Raw genomic sequence first — 18,075 nt, 5'->3', positions numbered from 1 at the left:
TTATCTAATAATGTGAGGGCGAACCCGAATAAATATGTTGTGCTGCAGCAAATTAAATTCAGTTTTAGTCTGGGGCAATTTGAAGCACCTCAAAAGCTGCCTTCAGCCTCTTCTCGTAGTTTTGCTTCACAATCGCCGCCTCATCGGTAGACCACTCCCTAAATCCCGCGCCTTTAGCAATGCCAGTTTTGCCACTTTTAACTAAATTGGTCACGCAACTTGGGGGTGCAGTGATATTAGATAGGGATGGGTAAATCAACTCTGCTGCTAAGGTCATTCCTTCCCATCCGGAGATTTCTTTTTGAGTCATCGGTCCAACAGCCGCATAACGAAAGCCAAAGCTATAACGCACTGCAGTATCAATATCATCAGGCGTAGCAATCCCTTCTTCAACCAGCGAAAGCGCTTCACGCATCAATGCATGCTGAATACGGTTTGCCAAAAACCCAGGAATATCTTTTTTAACAAGAACGGGTTTCTTGCCATGCACGCGATAGAACTCACAGAGTTTTTCTGCTAAAGCAAGATCAGATTGTTTCCCTGCAACAATTTCTACCAAGGGTACGATATGTGCAGGCATGAAGTAGTGCGTATTAAACATGCGATGTGCCGTAGATAGGCCTTTAGCAATATCGCTAATTGGAAAACCAGAGCTATTACTGCCTATGAGGATATGAGGGGGAATGCGTTTATCCAGCGCAGTAAAGATCTCTTGCTTCAGTTCAAGGCGCTCTGAGATGGTTTCAATGACTAAATCCACCTCATCCCAATCTTGCCACTCATCAATACTTCCACTCACTAGTTTGGGATTTTTATTAGACCAATCTGGGTTGATTGACTGCGCGCATGATTGAATGGAGTCGAGGCAGGCTAATGCTTTTTCAGCAGCGCGCCCTAGGATGACGATATCGGCGCCACTAGCTAAAAATCCAGCGGCTATCCCAACCCCCATGGTGCCTGTTCCGATGACAATAACTTTACTCATTTTTTGACCTGTCTAAGCTACACATTCGTAATGGAATGAATTGATTATTCCTTATTCACGCCTCTGCTGGTAAATTAAATTCTCGCTACAATCATTTTTTGATTAAGGAGTTTAGATGCCGATTATCGAGTCCATCCAAGTTGCCTCAGTGGCAGTGCCTTTAGATAAGGTCACCTCATTTTCTACGCGTACTGTTTCTGAGCGTCACTACTGTCTCGTTAAGGTGCGCGGCAAGGACGGAAATGAAGGCATTGGCTTTTGTTACGTTGGCAGTGCCGGTGGCGACATCGCCAAGATCGCTGTAGAGCAATTATTGGCGCCAAAATTAATTGGTCAAAATAGTCACCGTAGCGAAGGTCTTTGGATGGAGATGTATAACGAATCCATTCTCCAAGGTCGTGCAGGCGCAGTGATGCGCGGCATCTCCATTTTGGATACCGCTTTATGGGATTTAAATGCTCGCTCAGTTGGTCTACCTTTACATCAATATTTGGGCGCCGTCGTTGACGACCGCGTGCCAGCCTATGCCAGCGGTGGATATTACTTGGATGGCAAAACTCCTGCCAAGCTTGGTCAGGAAATGGAGTCTTACGTAAAGCAGGGCTTTAAGGCCGTGAAGATGAAGGTAGGGCGTCTATCTCCATCTGAAGAAGAGGCACGCGTAAAAGCAGCTCGCAAAGCGGTAGGTGATGATGTATTGCTGACTCTGGATGCTAATAATGCTTGGCGTGATTTGCCAACAGCTTTGGAATATGTACGCCGCTTTGAGGCTTACAACCCTTATTGGATCGAAGAGCCATTCTCGCCTGATGCGATTGATTTACACGCTGCGTTAGCACGTCAGACTAAGATTAATGTTGCCACTGGTGAAATGGAGGCAGGGCGCTGGCGCTTTAGAGAATTAATTGATGCTGGCGGCGCTGCTATTTTGCAATCGGATGCTGCAGTTTGCGGCGGTATTACCGAATGGAGAAGAATTTCTGCATATGCGGATTTAAAAGGGGTAATAGTTTGCCCACACTGGATGCATGACTTGCATGCACCACTAGTAGCCGCTACGCCGAATGCACGCTTTGTTGAATTTTTCTTGGACGATCAAGTGCTCAATTTCCGCAGGTTGATCAATAAGCAACTGACCTTCAAAAATGGGGACTTGATTTTGCATAAAACCCCTGGCTTAGGATTTGAGTTTGATGAAACTGCTGTAAAGAAGTATGCGGGCAAAGCCGCATGGAGCAAGATTACCTAAAAGCTTCTGAATTCTGAGCTCGAAGTGTTTATAAACAATAAGGCCCGCATCTGCGGGCCTTATTGTTTCTATGACTTCACTTTGAATCTAACAGTAAATCAATTCAATTAACCCTTAAGAAGATCGAGGGTTGAGCTTGAAGTGGGTAACGGTTTGCGTTACCAGTACGAGACCAAAACCAATAAAGCCAATCAAGTCTGCCTCTGTAGATGGGTATGCAAGCGCAACGCCTGAAACCACCATGATGATGCGTTCAAAGATTTTGGTTTTCTCAATGAACCAGCCTTGCAGACCACCTGCTAAGCAGATGATACCAACGACCGCAGTAAACGATACCCAGGCAATTTGCATCCAGTCTGCTTGCTCCAATGCGGTAGTCGATCCCATCAACAACAAACTCACGCCGGACTTATCAAGAACAAACATGAATGGAACCAGAATAGCAGGGGCGACATACTTCCACGTTTGCAAAGTCGTTTTATAGGGGTTGCCTTTACAAATCGCGGCAGCCGCAAATGGCGAGAGTGCTGTTGGTGGCGATACCTCTGAAAGCACTGCGTAATAGAAGATAAACATATGTGCAGCAAATGCAGGTACACCTAGATTAATTAAAGCTGGTGCCGCAATCACCGCACAAATAATGTAAGAAGCAGTCACTGGAACAGCTAAACCAACCACCCAAACCACCAAGGCAGTAAAGATTGTGGTTAGTAATAGTGAGCCCCCTGCATACTGAATCACGATCGAGCTAAATTTAAGACCGAGACCTGTCAGGGTAACCGTACCTACAATTAGGCCAGCACCAGCACAGGTTGCAGCAATCGCTAAAACACCGGTAGAACCAGAGGCAAGCGCCTTGGTCAAATTGGAGTTGTAGAGGCCTTTAATCATCGGCTCTTTGCCTTTGAACCATGCCCAAGGAATGATGGCGGTATCTTCGCGCAACATGCTCGATAGAGCAGAAACTACGGTTGCCCAAAAGACCGACATCACGGGAGAGAAGCCCATGAGCATGAACACCACAATCGAGATGAGTGAGAAGAAGTGGAACCAATATTTTTTAGTCAGTTGCCATGCTGTTTCAGCTGATGAGAACTGAATGCTCTTCATGCCATATTTACGCACATCGATTTCTACCATAACAAATAAGCCTAGATAGAAAAGAATCGTTGGGATGGTTGCCATCAGCAACACATCTAAATAGGAAATCTTGAGGAAGTCAGCAATCAAGAATGCTGCAGCACCTAGTACCGGAGGTGAAATAATGGCGCCCAAACCCCCTGCAGCCAAAAGACCCCCAGCCGCATTTTTTTCGTAGCCTACTTTATCCAGCATAGGGGCTGCGACCGAACCAACAGTAACGGTAGTGGCAACACCTGAACCAGATGGCCCACCTAAGAGAAATGAGGACATCACAATGGTTCTACCAACGCCAGAGGATTTGCCGCCCATGGCAGCAAATGAGAAGTCGATAAAAAATTTACCTGCGCCAGTAAATTGTAAGAAGGCGCCAAAAATGGTGAACAGAATAATCAGGGTTGCAGAGACATCAACGGCAGTACCGTAAATGCCTTCTAGGGTCATATACATATAACCCACTAAACGATCGAGACCGTAACCCTTATGGGTCCAAGGTGCTGGTAAATAGTTGCCAAATAAAGCATAGAGCAAAAACAAGACAGTCACTGTTACCAAAACCATGCCGTTAGTTCTTCTCACGCTTTCAAGAATCAGCAGAATTAGGCCAATACCAATAATGACATCGGTAGAGTTGGGCGCGGTATTTCTGTCCATGAAATCATCACCGCCACCTAAAATGTAATAAGCGATGGCTACAGATCCTAAGGCAAAAAGTACATCCCAAATCATGAGGCGATTTTTAAAACGAGCAGCTATCGGGAAACTCAAGAAAACTAGGAACAGCACGAGCGCAACGTGAATAACGCGGAGCTGTTGAGTTGGGACAATAGAGTAAGCGGCATAAAGATGAAATAAAGACATGCCCACTGCAACTAGGGTAATGAATTTAGCCAGTAGACCCTTGTAATCATTAGAGTCGCCTTCCTCCTGTTTGATAAAGGCGTCTAGTTTTTCTTGGGTTTCGTTATCGATAACGTTTTGATTCATGTCTCAACCTATATTTTTTATATTTATGTACTACTTTAATGCAAAAGGGGTGAGATTAACTCACCCCTGTATACGTGAACTAGCTTAGTTTACTTTGATACCTTTTTCCTTGAAGTACTTCAAGGCTCCAGGGTGGTAAGGAACTGGTGTCGCATTTGCTTTTTGAGCATCTAACTTCACATTTCTGTATTCGGCATGTGAACGAACCAATTCGAGTTGGTTGTCAAATACTGCCTTAACAATTTTGTATGCTTCGTCATCAGACATGGAGGCATTTACAACCAACAAGTTTGCTACAGCAGCAACATTGTTGTCTTTAGTCATACCACTGTAAGTTTGTTTAGTGATAATGGATGGGAAATACAAATTGCCATACTTTTTATTCATGGCTGGAACTTCAGCTGAGGTATCAACCATGACAATCCTCATGCCAGGACTGTTTGCTAAATCAGTTACAGCGGCAGTTGGTAAGCCGCCGACCCAGAAGAACGCATCAATCTTACGGTCTTTTACAGCATTAACGGATTCAGCAACGCTTAAACGCTCACGCTTGATATCCTTATTAGGATCTAGACCTGCTGCTTCAAGAAGACGAAATGCCATCACTTCCGTTGCGCTACCTGGAGAACCAGTGCTTACACGCTTACCTTTGAGATCGCTCATCGTCTTAACGCCGGTGGACTCAACGGTAGCAACGTGCATTAAGTTAGGGTAGAGGATAAGTAATGTACGGACATCAATAGGCTTGTCTTTGAATTTGTCTGCACCTGATGTGGCGTCCTTGGCAGCATCAGCCATGGAAAAACCAACATATGGTTTGCCTGTACCGATCAACTTCAAATTGTCTACTGAGCCGCCGGTTACTTCGGCTGTAGCGGACATACCGGGAACTTTACTGGATAGAACAGAGGCAAGACCACCGCCCATTGGGTAGTACACACCGCCAGTACCACCTGTTGCAATTGAAATATTTTGTGCGCTAACACTCGCACAAAAAACGCTCAGTGATAAAGCAATCATTTTGAATAGCTTCATGAATGTCTCCTATTGATTTATGTTTTGTTGTTGAATTACAGACCTGCCATGCTGAAATTAATTTGTTGCAACTCTTTAAGCAGTTGAGCTTGTTGCTCAGCGGTTAATTGCATGAGTGGTGGACGTACTCTAAGCCACTCAGGATCTTTGCTGAAGTGCGCTACCGCAGTTTTCATTCCGGCAATCATTTGGTATTTCGCAAATACACCGCGCACTTGATCGAGACTTGCCTGACGCTCATCTGCATTGGACTCTCTCCAGTGAGCTGCTAAATCGGCAATCGCTTTAGGATTCACGTTAGCAGTAGCTGAGATACAGCCAACGCCTCCAGCGCGCAAGGCACGCATGAGGAATACTTCACTACCGGCATAAACGCGGAAGCCTGAAGGCGCTAATAATTTAATGACTGATTCGGTGTAGGCCCAGTCTCCAGAACTGTCTTTCATGCCCACAACGGTCTTCGGATATTCTTTTGCTAAGCGCTCTAACAAAGAGAGGCTTAAGTTAATCTTGGTAACTGGTGGAATATTGTAGATATAAATCTGCAATGCGGCACTACCTACTTTTTGAATCACTTCAGAAAAATAAGCAAACAAACCATCATCAGTAACATCTTTGTAATAGAAGGGCGGCAACATCAAAACGCCAGCGCACTGATGATTTACTGCGTGACGGGTCATATTCACGGTGGCATCAATGGACGAAGCGCCAGTTCCAGGCATGAGGTGCTGAGGATTTAAACCGCCTTCAATCAATGCAGTTAATGTGCCCATCTTTTGGGGGGCAGACATGGAGTTAGCTTCTGAATTCGTGCCAAAAATTGCTTGTCCAACACTATTCGCTTCTAGCCATTGACACTGCTTTAATAGTTTAGGAGCATCCGGGCTTCCGTCCGCCTTGAATGGTGTGAGTACAGGGGATAGCACCGCAGGTAAGGTGGAAGGGTGCAGGGAAATCGTCATACTGGCTCCATTTTTTTAGTTATTTACTTCCGAAGGAAGTGTTTGTTGCTTAAAGAAGGCTTCTAAATTATCTACAGCTAAGTTGGTCATGGCTATCCGTGTTTCCGAGGTAGCGCTGCCAATATGTGGTGTTAACAATACATTATCAAGGTTTAAAAAAGCAGCGTTTGGATTGGGTTCGTTTTCATATACATCCAGAGCGGCACCAGCAATCTTTTTATGTTGCAGTGCATCTAAAAGAGCATCCTCATCTACAACGCTGCCGCGTGCAATATTAATCAAGTAGCCCGCAGGCCCCAAAGCTTCAAGAACCTCGGCGGTAATCATCTTGTCAGTGTCCGGTGTAGCTGGACAAGCTAAAAATAAGATGTCGCAAGTCTTCGCTAAATCATGAACATTTTGATAGTAATCGTAGGGCAATGATTTTTTATTGGGACCTGAATATGCAATCTCAACCTTAAAAGGCTCTAATCGCTTAGCAAGGTCCTGCCCAATGCGGCCCATTCCCACTATCCCTACCTTCTTACCAGCCAAAGTGGTGGTTACTCTAAAAGGTGCCTTGGACCAAGCGGTGCTTTTGACGTATTCCTGAGCCTCTGGGATGCGGCGCAGCAAGGCCAGCATCATACCTATGGCAAGCTCACAAACGGCATCATTTAAAACTCCAGGTGTATTACTGGCTTTAATCCCTCTTTCCTGTAAATAAGCCAAGGGGAGGTTGTCATACCCTACGCCACAAGTGGCAACCATACGAATACTTGGGATCTGCTTCACCAGCGCTTCAGGGAGTTTGGTATTAGAGCGAATCAAGATGGCTTGAAAGTTGCCAGCAGGAGCAGGCGCTTGTGGGTCGGGATGATGAATCGGGGTTAAGCGCCGATCTACCTCAGCCTGCATAATTTCAGGGAAATGGCCGACCAGTAGCACCGAATTGACGGGGATCATGTCTCACTAACTTTTTTATTGAAATAATGAGCCCATTGTATGAGGATTTTTCAAAAAAAGTCCGCCCCCATTTAGGAGAGTATTCATGTTATTTACCCCCGCTGAAACCAAGGTGGTGATAGTCGGCGGCGGCACTATGGGTGCTGACGTCGCAGCGGTTTGTGCCCGCGGTGGCTGCGCTGTTCAGGTAGTTGAGCCAACCACTGAACGAAGGGCCCTCTTACCCGATTACTTTGCAAATACCATGACTGAGCTCGGGTATGAACATCGGGTCCACTTACTTTCAGTTGCAGGAACGCTCGAAGAAGTAGATTGGTCTGACATTGACCTGGTGATTGAATGTGTACCAGAGCGTTTAGATATAAAGCGTGAGTTATTTGCCAAGTTAGAGAAGTATGCAAAGCCAGAAGCAGTGTTGGCGAGCAATAGCACGAGTTTTCCAATTAGCCAGATTGCAGATGGTTTAAAAACGGCTGCTCGTATGATTGGCCTACATTTTTTTATGCCCGCCCATTTAGTGCCTTGTGTAGAGGTGGTTTATGGTGCAAAGACTTCACCCATGGTTGGTGAAAGTCTGTCGCGTTTAATGACTGCATGTGGCATGGTGCCAGTGACTGTGAAAAAAGATCTGCCAGGATTTTTGGCCAATCGTTTGCAACATGCTTTATCGCGGGAAGCCTTTGCCATGGTGGATGAGGGTATCTGCACGCCCGAGGATATTGATAAAGCCGTTCGTTTCGGTTTTGGCTTTCGTTATATCGCAGCAGGACCAGCCATGCAAAGGGACCACGCCGGCCTTGAGGTCCATGGCGCTGGAGGTGCAACTATTTACCCTACCCTAAATAATTCGCCAACGATTGCGAAGTGTTTAAGTGATCGTATTGCGAGTGGCAAGTTTGGCATGAAAACTGGTGAAGGTTTTTACACGTGGACTGCTGAGACTATTAAGACTGAACGTGAGCGCTATCAAGAAGCATTACACGCAGGTTTAAAGATTATTCAAAAAGATCTGCCTGAAATTCAATAATGAGTTAGGTGGGCAGGTGATGAAGTAATTCGTCTACGAAATATCTTTCAGGTGCAATTTGCCGAGGTGTGGTGCAAGGCGATAGGTAATGAGGACGATTGCTATCGTTGCAACACCACCAAATACGATAGAGGGCACTAAGCCCATCATGCTGGCAGCAATGCCAGACTCAAGGGCGCCTAATTCATTGGATGAGCCAATGAAGATGCCGTTAATAGCGCTAATTCTGCCGCGCATGTGATCTGGAGTTGTGAGTTGCATGATGCTGCCTCGAATGACTACTGATACAGAGTCAAAACATCCGGAGATAAATAAGAAGAGTGCACAGACCCATAGATTGCTCGAGATGCCAAAGGCAATAATTGCCGCACCAAAACCCGCAACTGAGATAAGAAGATGTTTTCCGGAGTCGGTCAGAATAGGTCGTCTTGCTAAGTAAATGCCTGTGATTACTGCTCCAGCTGCAGGCGCAGCACGCAAAATTCCTAAGGTTTCTGGGCCTGCATCGAGCACTTCTTTAACGAAGGCCGGAAGGATGGAGACTGCTCCACCAAAAAGGACTGCAAACATGTCGAGCGCCATAATGCTTAAGATAAGCTCATGCTTTCTGACGTAATGAAATCCCTCTAAAAAACTCTTTAGAAAGTGGCCGGATAGACCGCTTGATTTTTCTTGCACAGCATTAATGAAGGTAATTCCATAAAGACCGATTACTCCGCAAAAGGCAGCAAGCAGGTATGTCCACTCAAGACCGGCAAAGCCAATCATGAGTCCGCCTAGGCCAGGCCCTGCCACCACGCAAATCTGAAATGCGGAAGATGCGTAGGCCGTGTAGCGTGGCAGTTGATCTCGAGGAATGATCTGTCCAAATAACGCTTGATAAGAGGGTCTCAATAAAGCGCGACCAACGCCTATAAATGCCACGGCGGTATAAATGAGTGGTACTGGAGGTGACAGTAAGCCAAGCGCGATGGCTGTCAAAAATAGGCCTACTGCAATATGAATAATGCAGGCAATCGCGGCAATCCATTTACGGGAGTAGTGATCAACCGCATGTCCAGAATAAAGTGCCAGTGCAAAGTAGGGTACGAGCTCTGCTAGACCTATTAAGCCAAGAGAAACCACGCTATTGGTGATTTCGTAAAGATGCCAGCCTACCGCTACCATCGTAATTTGATAGCTAAGTGTTGCACCAATACGGTATAGCAACAGAGTTCTAAAGGCTTTGCCGGGATTCATGAATTCTTCATATTTTAAGGGAGAAGCTGCTTTATCCTTAAGGTATGAAGAAAATCATCCGCGTCTGGGACTTACCAATTCGTTTATTTCATTGGTTATTAGTGCTCTGTATTGTTGGTAGTTTCATTAGCGTCAATCTAGGTGGTAATGCGATTCAATGGCATGCCTATTTTGGGTACAGCATTTTGACTTTATTGATCTTCAGAATTATTTGGGGCTTCGTTGGCTCAACTCACGCTCGTTTCTTATCCTTTTTGCCAACCCCTAAAGCACTACTGAATTATTTGAGTGGAAAATCGCTGCATGTTCTGGGACACAATCCGCTAGGCGCATTATCGGTATTTGCATTACTCTTTGCCTTAAGTGTGCAAGTAACAACAGGCTTATTTGTAGATGATGAAATTGCTTTTCAGGGCCCTTTAGCTAAATATGTTTCAAGTACAGCAGTCTCACTTCTGTCTCAGATTCATGAGGCGAACCAGTTTGTTATTTATAGTCTGATCACCATTCACATCGCTGCTATTATTTATTACAGAAAATTTAAAGGAGAAGATCTCATCAAACCAATGATTAACGGGGACAAAGAAATTGACCCAAGCGAAGAGGCAAAATATTCACCTGCTGACTTGGGCCGCGCCTCCAAGGATGGAGGCTTACAACGAGGTTTAGCTCTACTTCTTTTGAGCGTTATTGCAGTGGTAGTGGGTTACTTTATTACCCAGTAGACATCAAGCACAAGAAGAAATAATTACTTATTTCTTCTTGAAATCATCATGGCAGCCTTTGCAAGTTGCTCCTGCTGCACCAAATGATTTCTTAATGCTTTCTAGGTCACCAGACTGAGCGGCCTTGTTCAGGTCGATAACGGCTAACTGCATTTTTTCAGAAGCGGCTTTGAACTTAGCGCTATCGGACCATATAGCTGCTTGCGCTTTTCCGCCTTCAGTACCTGGGCCAAATGCTTGCCATGGCAAAGTAGACATCATCGCAACAATGGCTGCATTCTTGGCAACCTCATCTTTGTTATAGGGCGCCTCACCTTTGACAACAGCACCAATTTTTCCAAAAGAATTTGCCATCACTGTGAATGCGCTTTGACGATATTTAATCGCATCTTCTGGTTTTTGAAATTGAGCAAACGCTACACCAGCTCCAATTGCTAAAACCGTTGCGGTAGTTGCTAATACAATTTTCTCTAGTTTCATGAATACTCTCCTTTAGTCAATGGGACTTGCTTGGGATCAGAATATCCCAGAACGCTTTTTCTTGTCTAACTAAAAATCATTCTTAGAGGGCTGGTCAGCAAGAGGATGAGCCATTCAAAGAAGCTCATCAGGGGCGTCATCCAGAGGCTACCAATAATTCCTGTAAAAACTAGACCCAGTACGATGAAGAATCCCCAGGGCTCGAGTCGCCCAAGTGCAATGGATTGACGAGCAGGCAGTAGGCTAGAAAGAATACGTCCGCCATCTAGAGGGGGGAGTGGGAAGAGATTAAATACCAATAAGCCTAGGTTCCAGGTGATGCCGGCTTGGGACATCGAAATTAGAAATTTCTCATTGACTCCAAATCCCACCAAGGCGATTAAAAGAATGAGCCAAATGAGGGCCTGGATGAAATTAGATCCTGGTCCTGCTAAGGCAACCCAAATGGAGTCAATTCTTGGATTTCTGAGGCGCCCAAAATTAACGGGTACGGGCTTGGCATAACCCACTAAGAAGGGGGATCCAGTCAGCAGTAAAACCAGTGGAATCAGAATGGTGCCAACAGGATCTATATGTTTGGCGGGGTTCAGGCTGACTCTACCCAGCATATAAGCCGTGTTATCACCGAATTTACGGGCAGCATAGCCATGGGCTGCTTCATGGATAGTGATGGCAAAAATCAAGGGAATCGCATTAATGGCGACAGCTTGGATAGAATAGTCAGTAATCATGGCAATATGATATCCATAGGAGCTCAAAGTGACTGACGAAAAGAAACCCGATCCAAAAACCCCAGTAAAAGCGGTTGCAGCTAAGCCACCAGCGCGTCCACCTGTCCCCAAAGGGCCCTCTGGCCCAGCAGGAAGGCCTCAGGCCGGCTTTGGCGGGGGAAAAGGGATGATGCGCAAGGCCGGGCGCGGTCGATAGTGGATAATTACCCTATTCATTAATGTGTTTACAGAGGATTTAGCATGAACGAATGGCATAACGAATCTAAAGAAGAAGTTAACAAAAAGATCATTACATTGATCGTGATGTTGGCAGCGGCTACTAGCTTGGCTATTTTGTTTGCATTGGTTGCAGCTCATACAGGTTACGTATTCGGTTAATCAGCATTAATGACTAGCCATCGCCAACCTGCAATATTTGCTGGCCATGGCAGTCCGATGTATGCCATTGAGCCCAACCGCTACACAGCAGCATGGTCGGCTCTTGGAAAAACATTAAAGCGCCCTGACGCTATATTAGTTATCTCAGCCCATTGGGTAACTCGTGGAACTTGGGTTACTGCGATGGCTAAACCAAATACCATTCACGACTTTGGCGGATTCCCCCAAGCACTTTTTGAGATTCAGTATCCGGCACCTGGCAGCCCTGCCTTGGCAGATCGTGTGCAAGAGTTATTAAAAGTTCCTGTGGTGCTCGAAGAAAATGAATGGGGTATTGATCATGGCGCATGGTCGGTTCTCAAATACATGTACCCAGATGCAGATGTGCCAGTGGTCCAATTAAGTCTAGACGGCTCTATGTCAGCGCGAGAGCACTATGAGTTAGCAAAGCAGCTTAGCCCACTGCGCGATGAAAATATCTTGATTCTGTCGAGCGGTAACGTGGTGCATAACTTACGAATGATTCATTGGCAGGAGGGCGCAGAACCCTATCCTTGGGCAAGCAAGTTCAATGATTTTTTCGTCTCAGAGATGCGCGCCAATCATCATGATGTTTTGATTGATTGGGAGCGCTATGGTGATGCAGCGCATCTCTCTATTCCAACAGCAGAGCATTATTGGCCAGCCTTATACACCTTAGCTTTGCAGCAAGAGGGTGAGCAAGCAAAGATCTATACCGATGGAATCGAGATGAGTTCAATTAGTATGCTGGGTTTTTCAATTCAATAAAGAGCAGATTATGTGGCTACCTATCTTCACAATCTTTGTTGGCGCAGGTTTCGGCGCTTTGCTAAGAGCGGGTTTTAATTTCCTAACTGTGGGGTTTGTCTCTTCACTGCCCTTAGGGACTTTTATATCCAATATGGTTGGTGGTTATTTGGTTGGCATTGCAGTTGCGTTCTTTGGCAACAATCCAGATCTTTCTCCCGAGTGGAAGCTTTTAGTGGTTACTGGCTTTCTGGGAGGTCTAACTACATTTTCAAGCTTTTCGGCTGAGGTGGTTGGCTTTATGCAGCGTGGGGAATTTACCTGGGCTTTGGGTACAGCCCTGCTCAATCTAGTAGGCTCACTCGTATTGACCTTCTTAGGTATTCTGACTTACCAAGCGCTCAAATAAAATAAGAGGCTCGTAAGCCCCTTATGACATTCTGTAGCTACTTTTTATTCTGGTTTGATATTGGCTGATTTAACAACAGCACTCCATTTAGCACTCTCCGATTTGATGAGTGCAGCGAATTCAGCAGGACTGCCCCCACCGATTTCATTACCCTGCGAAAGCATAATCTCTCGTAGTTGAGGATCTTTGAGTGCCTCATTTGCGGCAGCATTTAATTTATCAATGATGGCCTTCGGCGTACCCTTAGGTGCGATAAAGCCTTGCCAATTGAGAACCTCCACTTTTGGATAACCTAGCTCTGCAAAGCTTGGCACATTAGGTAAGAGGGGGGAGCGTTTTTTGCTAGTAATTGCAAGTGGACGAATCTTGTCAGCCTTAATACCAGGTACAGCTGAATACATTTGGTCAAACATGAGGTCAACATTACCTGCCATGAGATCGGTTAAAGCAGCTGACCCACTTTTGTAGGGTACATGAATCATTTGAATGCCCGCATTTAATTCAAAGAGTTCTGCGGACAGTTGATGACTGCCTCCAATACCACCAGAAGAAAACGTCAGAACATCAGGTTTCGCTTTTGCAGCCGCAACAATATCCTGAACAGTTTTATATGGAGAGTTTGGGTTGACCACCAAAACTAAAGGACCCTTCTCGATCAAGATGATGGGCGTTAAATCTACCTCAGGGTCATAACGCAAGTTACCAAACAGCGTTTTATTGACTGCCATTGGGGCAAAGTTTCCCATGCCAATGGTGTAACCATCAGGTACTGCCCGCGCAATAAATTCGGTGCCAATATTTCCGCCAGCCCCTGGCTTGTTATCAATCACAATGGGCTGTTTCAGACTAACACTCATCTTTTGAGCGAGTTGACGACTCCTAGAATCTGCACTCCCACCGGCTCCATAGGGCACGATTAAATTAATCGGTTTATTTGGGTAATTGCTTTGTGAAAAAGCGCCTGAAGACATAAACGTCAGTAGACCTATTAAGCAAGCAGAAGAATATTGAATGAATCGCATATTTTTCCCGTAAAGCAATTTAAATAAATCCTAGGATACCTAATGCGCCACCGATTGCAATAAGGTAAAGCGGATGCCAACGGGTGAATAAAGTAATGGCTATTGTGCCAAAACCTAATAAGTACGCGGCGGTGCTAGTGTTGATCTGAATTGCGATTCCCCATGCTGCCGATAAAACCAAACCAACCGCTAGAGCGCTAGCTGCAGCTTGAATCATTTTTTGTTTTTGAATATCTCGCATACCCAAAATAGAGCGTTGCAAGAAATAAATCATGATAGAGGAAGGCCATGCAATAGCGAGGGTCGCAATGACTGCGCCGATGATACCGCCAACATTCCAGCCAATCAACGTAACAGTCATGAGGTTTGGACCAGGTGCGGCTTGCGCAATTGCGAAATAATCTGCAAAGGTTTGACTATTTATCCAATGCTCTTGATTAACAGAAAGATCGTAAAGCGTAGGGAGGAGTGCATTAATTCCTCCAAAAGCAACCAGGGAAAAAGCAGAGAGTTTAAGAAACAGACTGATGAGGGTAGATATCATTTCCCCACCTTCTTCCATGCAAGGAAAAGGGCAAGAGGTGATGAAAGCAAGACAACCCAACCTAAGCCCAAATGAAAATACGTTGCTGCCAATATTGTGAGGAATACAACTGAAAGCATAGGGGGGTAATTAAGCTCAGTACGCAGCATTTTGAAACCAGTACTCGCTATTAGTCCAACCCCTACTGCAGAGATGCCTCTGAGTAAGCCTTGAACAATCGGCATATAGCTGTAATGCTCGTAGAGTACCCCTAATAGGATGACGATGGTTACAGGGCCCAGCAGCAATCCAAGCACGGCTGCAAAAGCTCCTGGTACGCCTGCAAAGCGACTGCCGACACATACTCCAAGGTTCATGATGTTGGGACCTGGAACAATCTGGCAGATACCTAGCATGGCACTAAATTCCTCGGGGCTTAACCATTTCTCTTGCTCAACAATCGTGCGACGCGCCCAAGGGAGTACTCCACCAAATCCGGACATTCCTATTTTGCTGAACCCAATGAATAATTGTTTTGGGGTCAGCGTCTTAGGCGGCATGGTGGCTTATTCAGTAAAAGTGTTATTGCGGTTTAAAAGGATGTGGCACAGGCTTATTTTCTAGCCAAGCTTCCAATGTTTCGGTAATGCCTTTTGAGAAAGTGGCAAAGATGGGTTCAGCAATGAATCCAAGATGTGGCGTCACTAACAGATTAGTGGTGTTACGAAGCACATCTTTTTCTGGAAGTGGTTCTACGTCAAAAACATCTACTGCAGCTTGACCAGGTCTACCTGCCGCCAACGCCTTTTGTAGGTCTGACATATTGATCAGTGCGGAACGTGAGGTGTTTACTAGAATGGCATCAGGGCGCATGAGCGCTAGCTGATCTGCACTAATTAAGCCTTTTGTACCAGGGCCTGCAACTAAGTGCATTGATACAACTTTGGAGGTTTTTAGGAGCTCGTCGAGACTGACTGCTTTAGCATTCTCGGCTGCAGCGCGTTCTGGAGTCATGCGAGGACTCCACGCCACAACTTCCATGCCAAAGGCAGCGCCAACACGAGCTACTCGACTACCAATCGCGCCTAGCCCCATGATGCCCAAACGTTCGCCAGAGAGCATGGGAAGTACCGACATTGCATCACGCCAGCCACCAGAGGCAATGAGTTTATTTTCTTCAATTAGGCGTTTGGAGGCCCCCAGTATTAAAGCCCAGGTTAACTCTGCAGTAGTTTCTTTGGAGGGGCCGCCAGGCGTGCAGGCCATTGGGATATTTCTGGAAACTAAGGCTGATGCCTCAAGAGTGCCGTTACGCTCACCAGTAAACATGAGGAACTTGAGTTTTGGTAAGCGTGCAATCATCGCCTCGTTAAAAGGAGAGCGATCCCTCACGATGGCAATTGCATCAGCATCTTTTACGGCTTCGTACAAAGCCTCGTCTCGTAAGGGCTCATGATGAATGGTGAGCTTTGCTTGCTGGTCAAGCTTATCCCAGTTAGAGAAGCGGCGGAGGGCGCGTTCGTAGTCTCCAAGAACAACGATATTGGGTAAAGAAGTCATAAATTTAAGGTAAGTAAGATGAATTAATTTTCGGGGGAATTCATTCGAAGTTTTTTCCGAATGGACTGATCTACAGGAATGGAATCAAGATTAGGCTCTAACGCTTCACGTTCATCAAAAACAAAGCAGCTGCCTTGGTAATGAGCAGAGCCAACCTCTTCAAAATATTTCAAAATGCCGCCCTCTAATTGGTAGCTATGTTGCATACCAATCTCCCGCATGTAAAGACCAGATTTCTCGCAACGAATGCCGCCAGTACAAAAGCTTACGAGTGTTTTGTCAGTCAACTCTTCTTTGTGCGCAGAAATCGCAGCAGGAAACTCAGTAAACTTTTCAATATTGAAATGCAAAGCATTTTCAAAGGTGCCATAGTCAACTTCAAAGGCATTGCGCGTATCTACCATCACTACAGGGCGACCTAAATCATCGGTGCCACGGTCTAACCACTCCTGTAATTTTTTAGGACTGATGAAATTAGCTCGACCTTCTTCTGGACGAATCGCTGGGTGATTCATGCGGATGATTTCATTCTTCAGCTTAATCAGCATTTTTTTGAAAGGCTGTTCCTCAGACCAACTTTCTTTTGCTTGAAGAGGGGTGAAGCGAGGATCGGTCCGGAGCCAGTCTAGAAATCCGCGTAGCTCATTTGTTTTGCCAGCAAGAAACATATTGATGCCTTCGCCCGTCAATAAGATGGTGCCCTTCAGTTGGCGGGCATTGCATTCATCAAGCATTTTGGCGCGCAGCTCTGGCAAGCCATCCAGGCTTACAAATAAATAGGCGGCAATATTTAGAATCGACTTCATTTTTCTCTCACTGGGCTACAACAGCATTATCGAGCAAATAGGCCTAGGGAGTGTTAATCTTCAGTTCTTATCTATAGGAGACAAATCCATGCAGGATTTAGCAAAAATGGTCAAAAGAACCTTAAAAAACAGCCTATTAGCCGGTTTGATGGCTTTGGGAGCAAGTAGCTTGGCATTGGCTCAAAATGCGGGCGTTGGCACATGGCCTACACAAAAGCCGATTCGTTTAATTGCGGTATTTCCGCCAGGCGGTTCGGTGGATCAGGTTGCTCGCGTGCTTGCCCCTGCCTTGCAGTCAGAGTTGAAGCAAAACGTGATTGTGGAGAACATCGGCGGCGCCTCTGGTGTGATTGGTACTTCAGCCATGACACGCGCTGATCCAGATGGATATACCTTTGCGGTGGTATTTGATACCCACGGTGTTAATCCAAGTCTTAAAGATAAGCTTCCCTATGACACTATTAAGGACATTGCTCCAGTAGTACTCATTGGAACATCACCAATGGTATTGGTTGCTAGTAAAAAATCGGGCATTACCAGCTTTAAGCAGTTGGTTGATCTTTCCAAAACAGGTAAGCAATTTAGCTACGGCTCTATTGGAGTTGGTAGTCTGGGTCACTTAGCAATGGCGCGCCTTGCAAAACAAGCTGGCTTTGATTGGAACCACATCCCGTATCGTGGCGGCGGCCCTTTGATGCAGGATGCATTGGGCGGCCAGGTTGAACTAGCAGTAGGTTCTGAGTTCTTGGTCAAACCGCATGTGGATAGTGGTGGCGTTATTCCGCTAGTTATCACGACTGCCAAGCGTTCACCATCCTTGCCTAATGTTCCAACCATCTCTGAAAGCGGCTTCCCAGGCTTTAGCGCTCCAGCATGGTGGGCAGTATTGGCTCCTGGTAAAACATCGCCGGCGGTAGTGGATGCAATGAATAAGGCTTTGAACAAAGCTTTGAAATCCCCTGCAGTAGCTGAAAAGTTTAAAGCGCAAGGTATTCAAATTGTTGGTGGTACCCCTGAAGCGGCGCAAGAGTTTATTGGCAAACAGATCGGTATCTGGGGCAAGTTCGTTATTGAAAACAACATTAAAGAAACTCCTCAGTAAAG

General features: G+C 45.7%; 20 protein-coding genes and 1 pseudogene. 8 read left to right on the top strand and 13 right to left on the bottom strand.

Translation table 11 applies throughout. The features are described 5' to 3' along the window. Positions 1 to 64: 64 nt before the first annotated feature. Entirely contained in the window at positions 65 to 985 is a 921-nt protein-coding gene (locus AOC20_RS07460; protein ID WP_215359849.1) for a 3-hydroxyacyl-CoA dehydrogenase NAD-binding domain-containing protein, read from the bottom strand. 115 nt (positions 986 to 1,100) lie between these two features. Here AOC20_RS07460 and AOC20_RS07455 point away from each other — a divergent pair, with 115 nt between their 5' ends. Next, complete coding sequence (locus AOC20_RS07455; protein WP_215359847.1) at positions 1,101 to 2,234, top strand: mandelate racemase/muconate lactonizing enzyme family protein; 1,134 nt, start codon at positions 1,101 to 1,103, stop codon at positions 2,232 to 2,234. A 204-nt stretch (positions 2,235 to 2,438) separates the two neighbouring features. Here the strand turns inward: AOC20_RS07455 and AOC20_RS07450 are convergent. The 4 genes and pseudogenes from AOC20_RS07450 to AOC20_RS07435 all read right to left on the bottom strand — a co-directional run. Then, positions 2,439 to 4,235, bottom strand: a pseudogene (locus AOC20_RS07450) (TRAP transporter permease); the annotation flags it as partial. A gap of 210 nt (positions 4,236 to 4,445) precedes the next feature. After that, the gene (locus AOC20_RS07445; protein ID WP_215359843.1) at positions 4,446 to 5,396 is read right to left on the bottom strand and encodes a TAXI family TRAP transporter solute-binding subunit; all 951 of its coding nucleotides are present in this window, start codon (positions 5,394 to 5,396) and stop codon (positions 4,446 to 4,448) included. A gap of 35 nt (positions 5,397 to 5,431) precedes the next feature. Continuing rightward, positions 5,432 to 6,358: a dihydrodipicolinate synthase family protein gene (locus AOC20_RS07440; RefSeq protein WP_215359841.1), complete on the bottom strand. Its 927-nt coding sequence runs from the start codon at positions 6,356 to 6,358 to the stop codon at positions 5,432 to 5,434. 15 nt (positions 6,359 to 6,373) lie between these two features. Next, positions 6,374 to 7,303 (bottom strand): 2-hydroxyacid dehydrogenase, encoded by a 930-nt coding sequence (locus AOC20_RS07435; RefSeq protein WP_215359839.1) that lies wholly within the window; start codon positions 7,301 to 7,303, stop codon positions 6,374 to 6,376. Between the two features lie 85 nt (positions 7,304 to 7,388). Between AOC20_RS07435 and AOC20_RS07430 the strand changes: the two genes are divergently transcribed. Then, complete coding sequence (locus AOC20_RS07430) at positions 7,389 to 8,330, top strand: 3-hydroxyacyl-CoA dehydrogenase family protein (RefSeq protein WP_215359837.1); 942 nt, start codon at positions 7,389 to 7,391, stop codon at positions 8,328 to 8,330. Positions 8,331 to 8,363: 33 nt separating this feature from the next. On the opposite strand, the gene AOC20_RS07425 is transcribed toward AOC20_RS07430, so the two are convergent. Then, positions 8,364 to 9,569: an MFS transporter gene (locus AOC20_RS07425; protein WP_215359835.1), complete on the bottom strand. Its 1,206-nt coding sequence runs from the start codon at positions 9,567 to 9,569 to the stop codon at positions 8,364 to 8,366. Positions 9,570 to 9,613: 44 nt separating this feature from the next. Here AOC20_RS07425 and AOC20_RS07420 point away from each other — a divergent pair, with 44 nt between their 5' ends. After that, complete coding sequence (locus AOC20_RS07420) at positions 9,614 to 10,294, top strand: cytochrome b/b6 domain-containing protein (RefSeq protein ID WP_215359833.1); 681 nt, start codon at positions 9,614 to 9,616, stop codon at positions 10,292 to 10,294. Between the two features lie 27 nt (positions 10,295 to 10,321). Here AOC20_RS07420 and AOC20_RS07415 read toward each other — a convergent pair whose 3' ends face one another. Continuing rightward, the gene (locus AOC20_RS07415; RefSeq protein WP_215359831.1) at positions 10,322 to 10,774 is read right to left on the bottom strand and encodes a c-type cytochrome; all 453 of its coding nucleotides are present in this window, start codon (positions 10,772 to 10,774) and stop codon (positions 10,322 to 10,324) included. Between the two features lie 65 nt (positions 10,775 to 10,839). Further along, entirely contained in the window at positions 10,840 to 11,505 is a 666-nt protein-coding gene (locus AOC20_RS07410; RefSeq protein ID WP_215359829.1) for a site-2 protease family protein, read from the bottom strand. Between the two features lie 28 nt (positions 11,506 to 11,533). Between AOC20_RS07410 and AOC20_RS07405 the strand changes: the two genes are divergently transcribed. From AOC20_RS07405 to crcB, 4 genes are read left to right on the top strand one after another with little or no spacing between them, the layout of a single operon-like run. Next, positions 11,534 to 11,701, top strand: a complete 168-nt coding sequence (locus AOC20_RS07405; protein ID WP_215359827.1) for a hypothetical protein — start codon at positions 11,534 to 11,536, stop codon at positions 11,699 to 11,701. Positions 11,702 to 11,745: 44 nt separating this feature from the next. Then, positions 11,746 to 11,883 (top strand): hypothetical protein, encoded by a 138-nt coding sequence (locus AOC20_RS07400; protein ID WP_172793433.1) that lies wholly within the window; start codon positions 11,746 to 11,748, stop codon positions 11,881 to 11,883. A gap of 9 nt (positions 11,884 to 11,892) precedes the next feature. Further along, the gene (ygiD, locus tag AOC20_RS07395; protein ID WP_215359825.1) at positions 11,893 to 12,672 is read left to right on the top strand and encodes a 4,5-DOPA-extradiol-dioxygenase; all 780 of its coding nucleotides are present in this window, start codon (positions 11,893 to 11,895) and stop codon (positions 12,670 to 12,672) included. A gap of 10 nt (positions 12,673 to 12,682) precedes the next feature. Beyond that, positions 12,683 to 13,060, top strand: coding sequence for a fluoride efflux transporter CrcB (gene crcB, locus AOC20_RS07390; protein ID WP_215359823.1), 378 nt, complete (start codon positions 12,683 to 12,685; stop codon positions 13,058 to 13,060). Between the two features lie 44 nt (positions 13,061 to 13,104). Here crcB and AOC20_RS07385 read toward each other — a convergent pair whose 3' ends face one another. From AOC20_RS07385 to AOC20_RS07365, 5 genes are read right to left on the bottom strand one after another with little or no spacing between them, the layout of a single operon-like run. Next, positions 13,105 to 14,082, bottom strand: coding sequence for a Bug family tripartite tricarboxylate transporter substrate binding protein (locus AOC20_RS07385; protein ID WP_215359821.1), 978 nt, complete (start codon positions 14,080 to 14,082; stop codon positions 13,105 to 13,107). A gap of 19 nt (positions 14,083 to 14,101) precedes the next feature. Continuing rightward, positions 14,102 to 14,626: a chromate transporter gene (locus AOC20_RS07380; protein ID WP_251373076.1), complete on the bottom strand. Its 525-nt coding sequence runs from the start codon at positions 14,624 to 14,626 to the stop codon at positions 14,102 to 14,104. Continuing rightward, entirely contained in the window at positions 14,623 to 15,165 is a 543-nt protein-coding gene (locus tag AOC20_RS07375; protein ID WP_215359817.1) for a chromate transporter, read from the bottom strand. Before AOC20_RS07375 ends, AOC20_RS07380 begins: the two co-directional genes overlap by 4 nt. 22 nt (positions 15,166 to 15,187) lie before the next feature. After that, positions 15,188 to 16,165, bottom strand: a complete 978-nt coding sequence (locus AOC20_RS07370) for a D-2-hydroxyacid dehydrogenase family protein (RefSeq protein WP_215359815.1) — start codon at positions 16,163 to 16,165, stop codon at positions 15,188 to 15,190. 23 nt (positions 16,166 to 16,188) lie between these two features. Then, positions 16,189 to 16,971 (bottom strand): sulfurtransferase, encoded by a 783-nt coding sequence (locus AOC20_RS07365; RefSeq protein ID WP_215359813.1) that lies wholly within the window; start codon positions 16,969 to 16,971, stop codon positions 16,189 to 16,191. A gap of 88 nt (positions 16,972 to 17,059) precedes the next feature. On the opposite strand from AOC20_RS07365, the gene AOC20_RS07360 reads away from it, so the two are divergent. Beyond that, positions 17,060 to 18,073, top strand: coding sequence for a Bug family tripartite tricarboxylate transporter substrate binding protein (locus AOC20_RS07360; protein ID WP_215359811.1), 1,014 nt, complete (start codon positions 17,060 to 17,062; stop codon positions 18,071 to 18,073). Positions 18,074 to 18,075: the final 2 nt, after the last annotated feature.

This window comes from Polynucleobacter ibericus (genome assembly GCF_018687955.1).
In the GTDB taxonomy this organism is placed as follows: Bacteria; Pseudomonadota; Gammaproteobacteria; order Burkholderiales; family Burkholderiaceae; genus Polynucleobacter; species Polynucleobacter ibericus.
Note: the sequence above shows the minus strand (reverse complement) of the source record. Positions and strands in the feature narration are given on the sequence as shown.

Coding starts and splice junctions, on each gene's coding strand:
- AOC20_RS07365 (WP_215359813.1), bottom strand. CDS start 16,971: ATGAAGTCGATTCTAAATATTGCCGCCTATTTATTTGTAAGCCTGGAT.
- AOC20_RS07435 (WP_215359839.1), bottom strand. CDS start 7,303: ATGATCCCCGTCAATTCGGTGCTACTGGTCGGCCATTTCCCTGAAATT.
- ygiD (WP_215359825.1), top strand. CDS start 11,893: ATGACTAGCCATCGCCAACCTGCAATATTTGCTGGCCATGGCAGTCCG.
- AOC20_RS07460 (WP_215359849.1), bottom strand. CDS start 985: ATGAGTAAAGTTATTGTCATCGGAACAGGCACCATGGGGGTTGGGATA.
- AOC20_RS07370 (WP_215359815.1), bottom strand. CDS start 16,165: ATGACTTCTTTACCCAATATCGTTGTTCTTGGAGACTACGAACGCGCC.
- AOC20_RS07455 (WP_215359847.1), top strand. CDS start 1,101: ATGCCGATTATCGAGTCCATCCAAGTTGCCTCAGTGGCAGTGCCTTTA.
- AOC20_RS07385 (WP_215359821.1), bottom strand. CDS start 14,082: ATGCGATTCATTCAATATTCTTCTGCTTGCTTAATAGGTCTACTGACG.
- AOC20_RS07425 (WP_215359835.1), bottom strand. CDS start 9,569: ATGAATCCCGGCAAAGCCTTTAGAACTCTGTTGCTATACCGTATTGGT.
- AOC20_RS07375 (WP_215359817.1), bottom strand. CDS start 15,165: ATGCCGCCTAAGACGCTGACCCCAAAACAATTATTCATTGGGTTCAGC.
- AOC20_RS07400 (WP_172793433.1), top strand. CDS start 11,746: ATGAACGAATGGCATAACGAATCTAAAGAAGAAGTTAACAAAAAGATC.
- AOC20_RS07445 (WP_215359843.1), bottom strand. CDS start 5,396: ATGAAGCTATTCAAAATGATTGCTTTATCACTGAGCGTTTTTTGTGCG.
- AOC20_RS07440 (WP_215359841.1), bottom strand. CDS start 6,358: ATGACGATTTCCCTGCACCCTTCCACCTTACCTGCGGTGCTATCCCCT.
- AOC20_RS07415 (WP_215359831.1), bottom strand. CDS start 10,774: ATGAAACTAGAGAAAATTGTATTAGCAACTACCGCAACGGTTTTAGCA.
- AOC20_RS07430 (WP_215359837.1), top strand. CDS start 7,389: ATGTTATTTACCCCCGCTGAAACCAAGGTGGTGATAGTCGGCGGCGGC.
- crcB (WP_215359823.1), top strand. CDS start 12,683: ATGTGGCTACCTATCTTCACAATCTTTGTTGGCGCAGGTTTCGGCGCT.
- AOC20_RS07360 (WP_215359811.1), top strand. CDS start 17,060: ATGCAGGATTTAGCAAAAATGGTCAAAAGAACCTTAAAAAACAGCCTA.
- AOC20_RS07380 (WP_251373076.1), bottom strand. CDS start 14,626: ATGATATCTACCCTCATCAGTCTGTTTCTTAAACTCTCTGCTTTTTCC.
- AOC20_RS07420 (WP_215359833.1), top strand. CDS start 9,614: ATGAAGAAAATCATCCGCGTCTGGGACTTACCAATTCGTTTATTTCAT.
- AOC20_RS07410 (WP_215359829.1), bottom strand. CDS start 11,505: ATGATTACTGACTATTCTATCCAAGCTGTCGCCATTAATGCGATTCCC.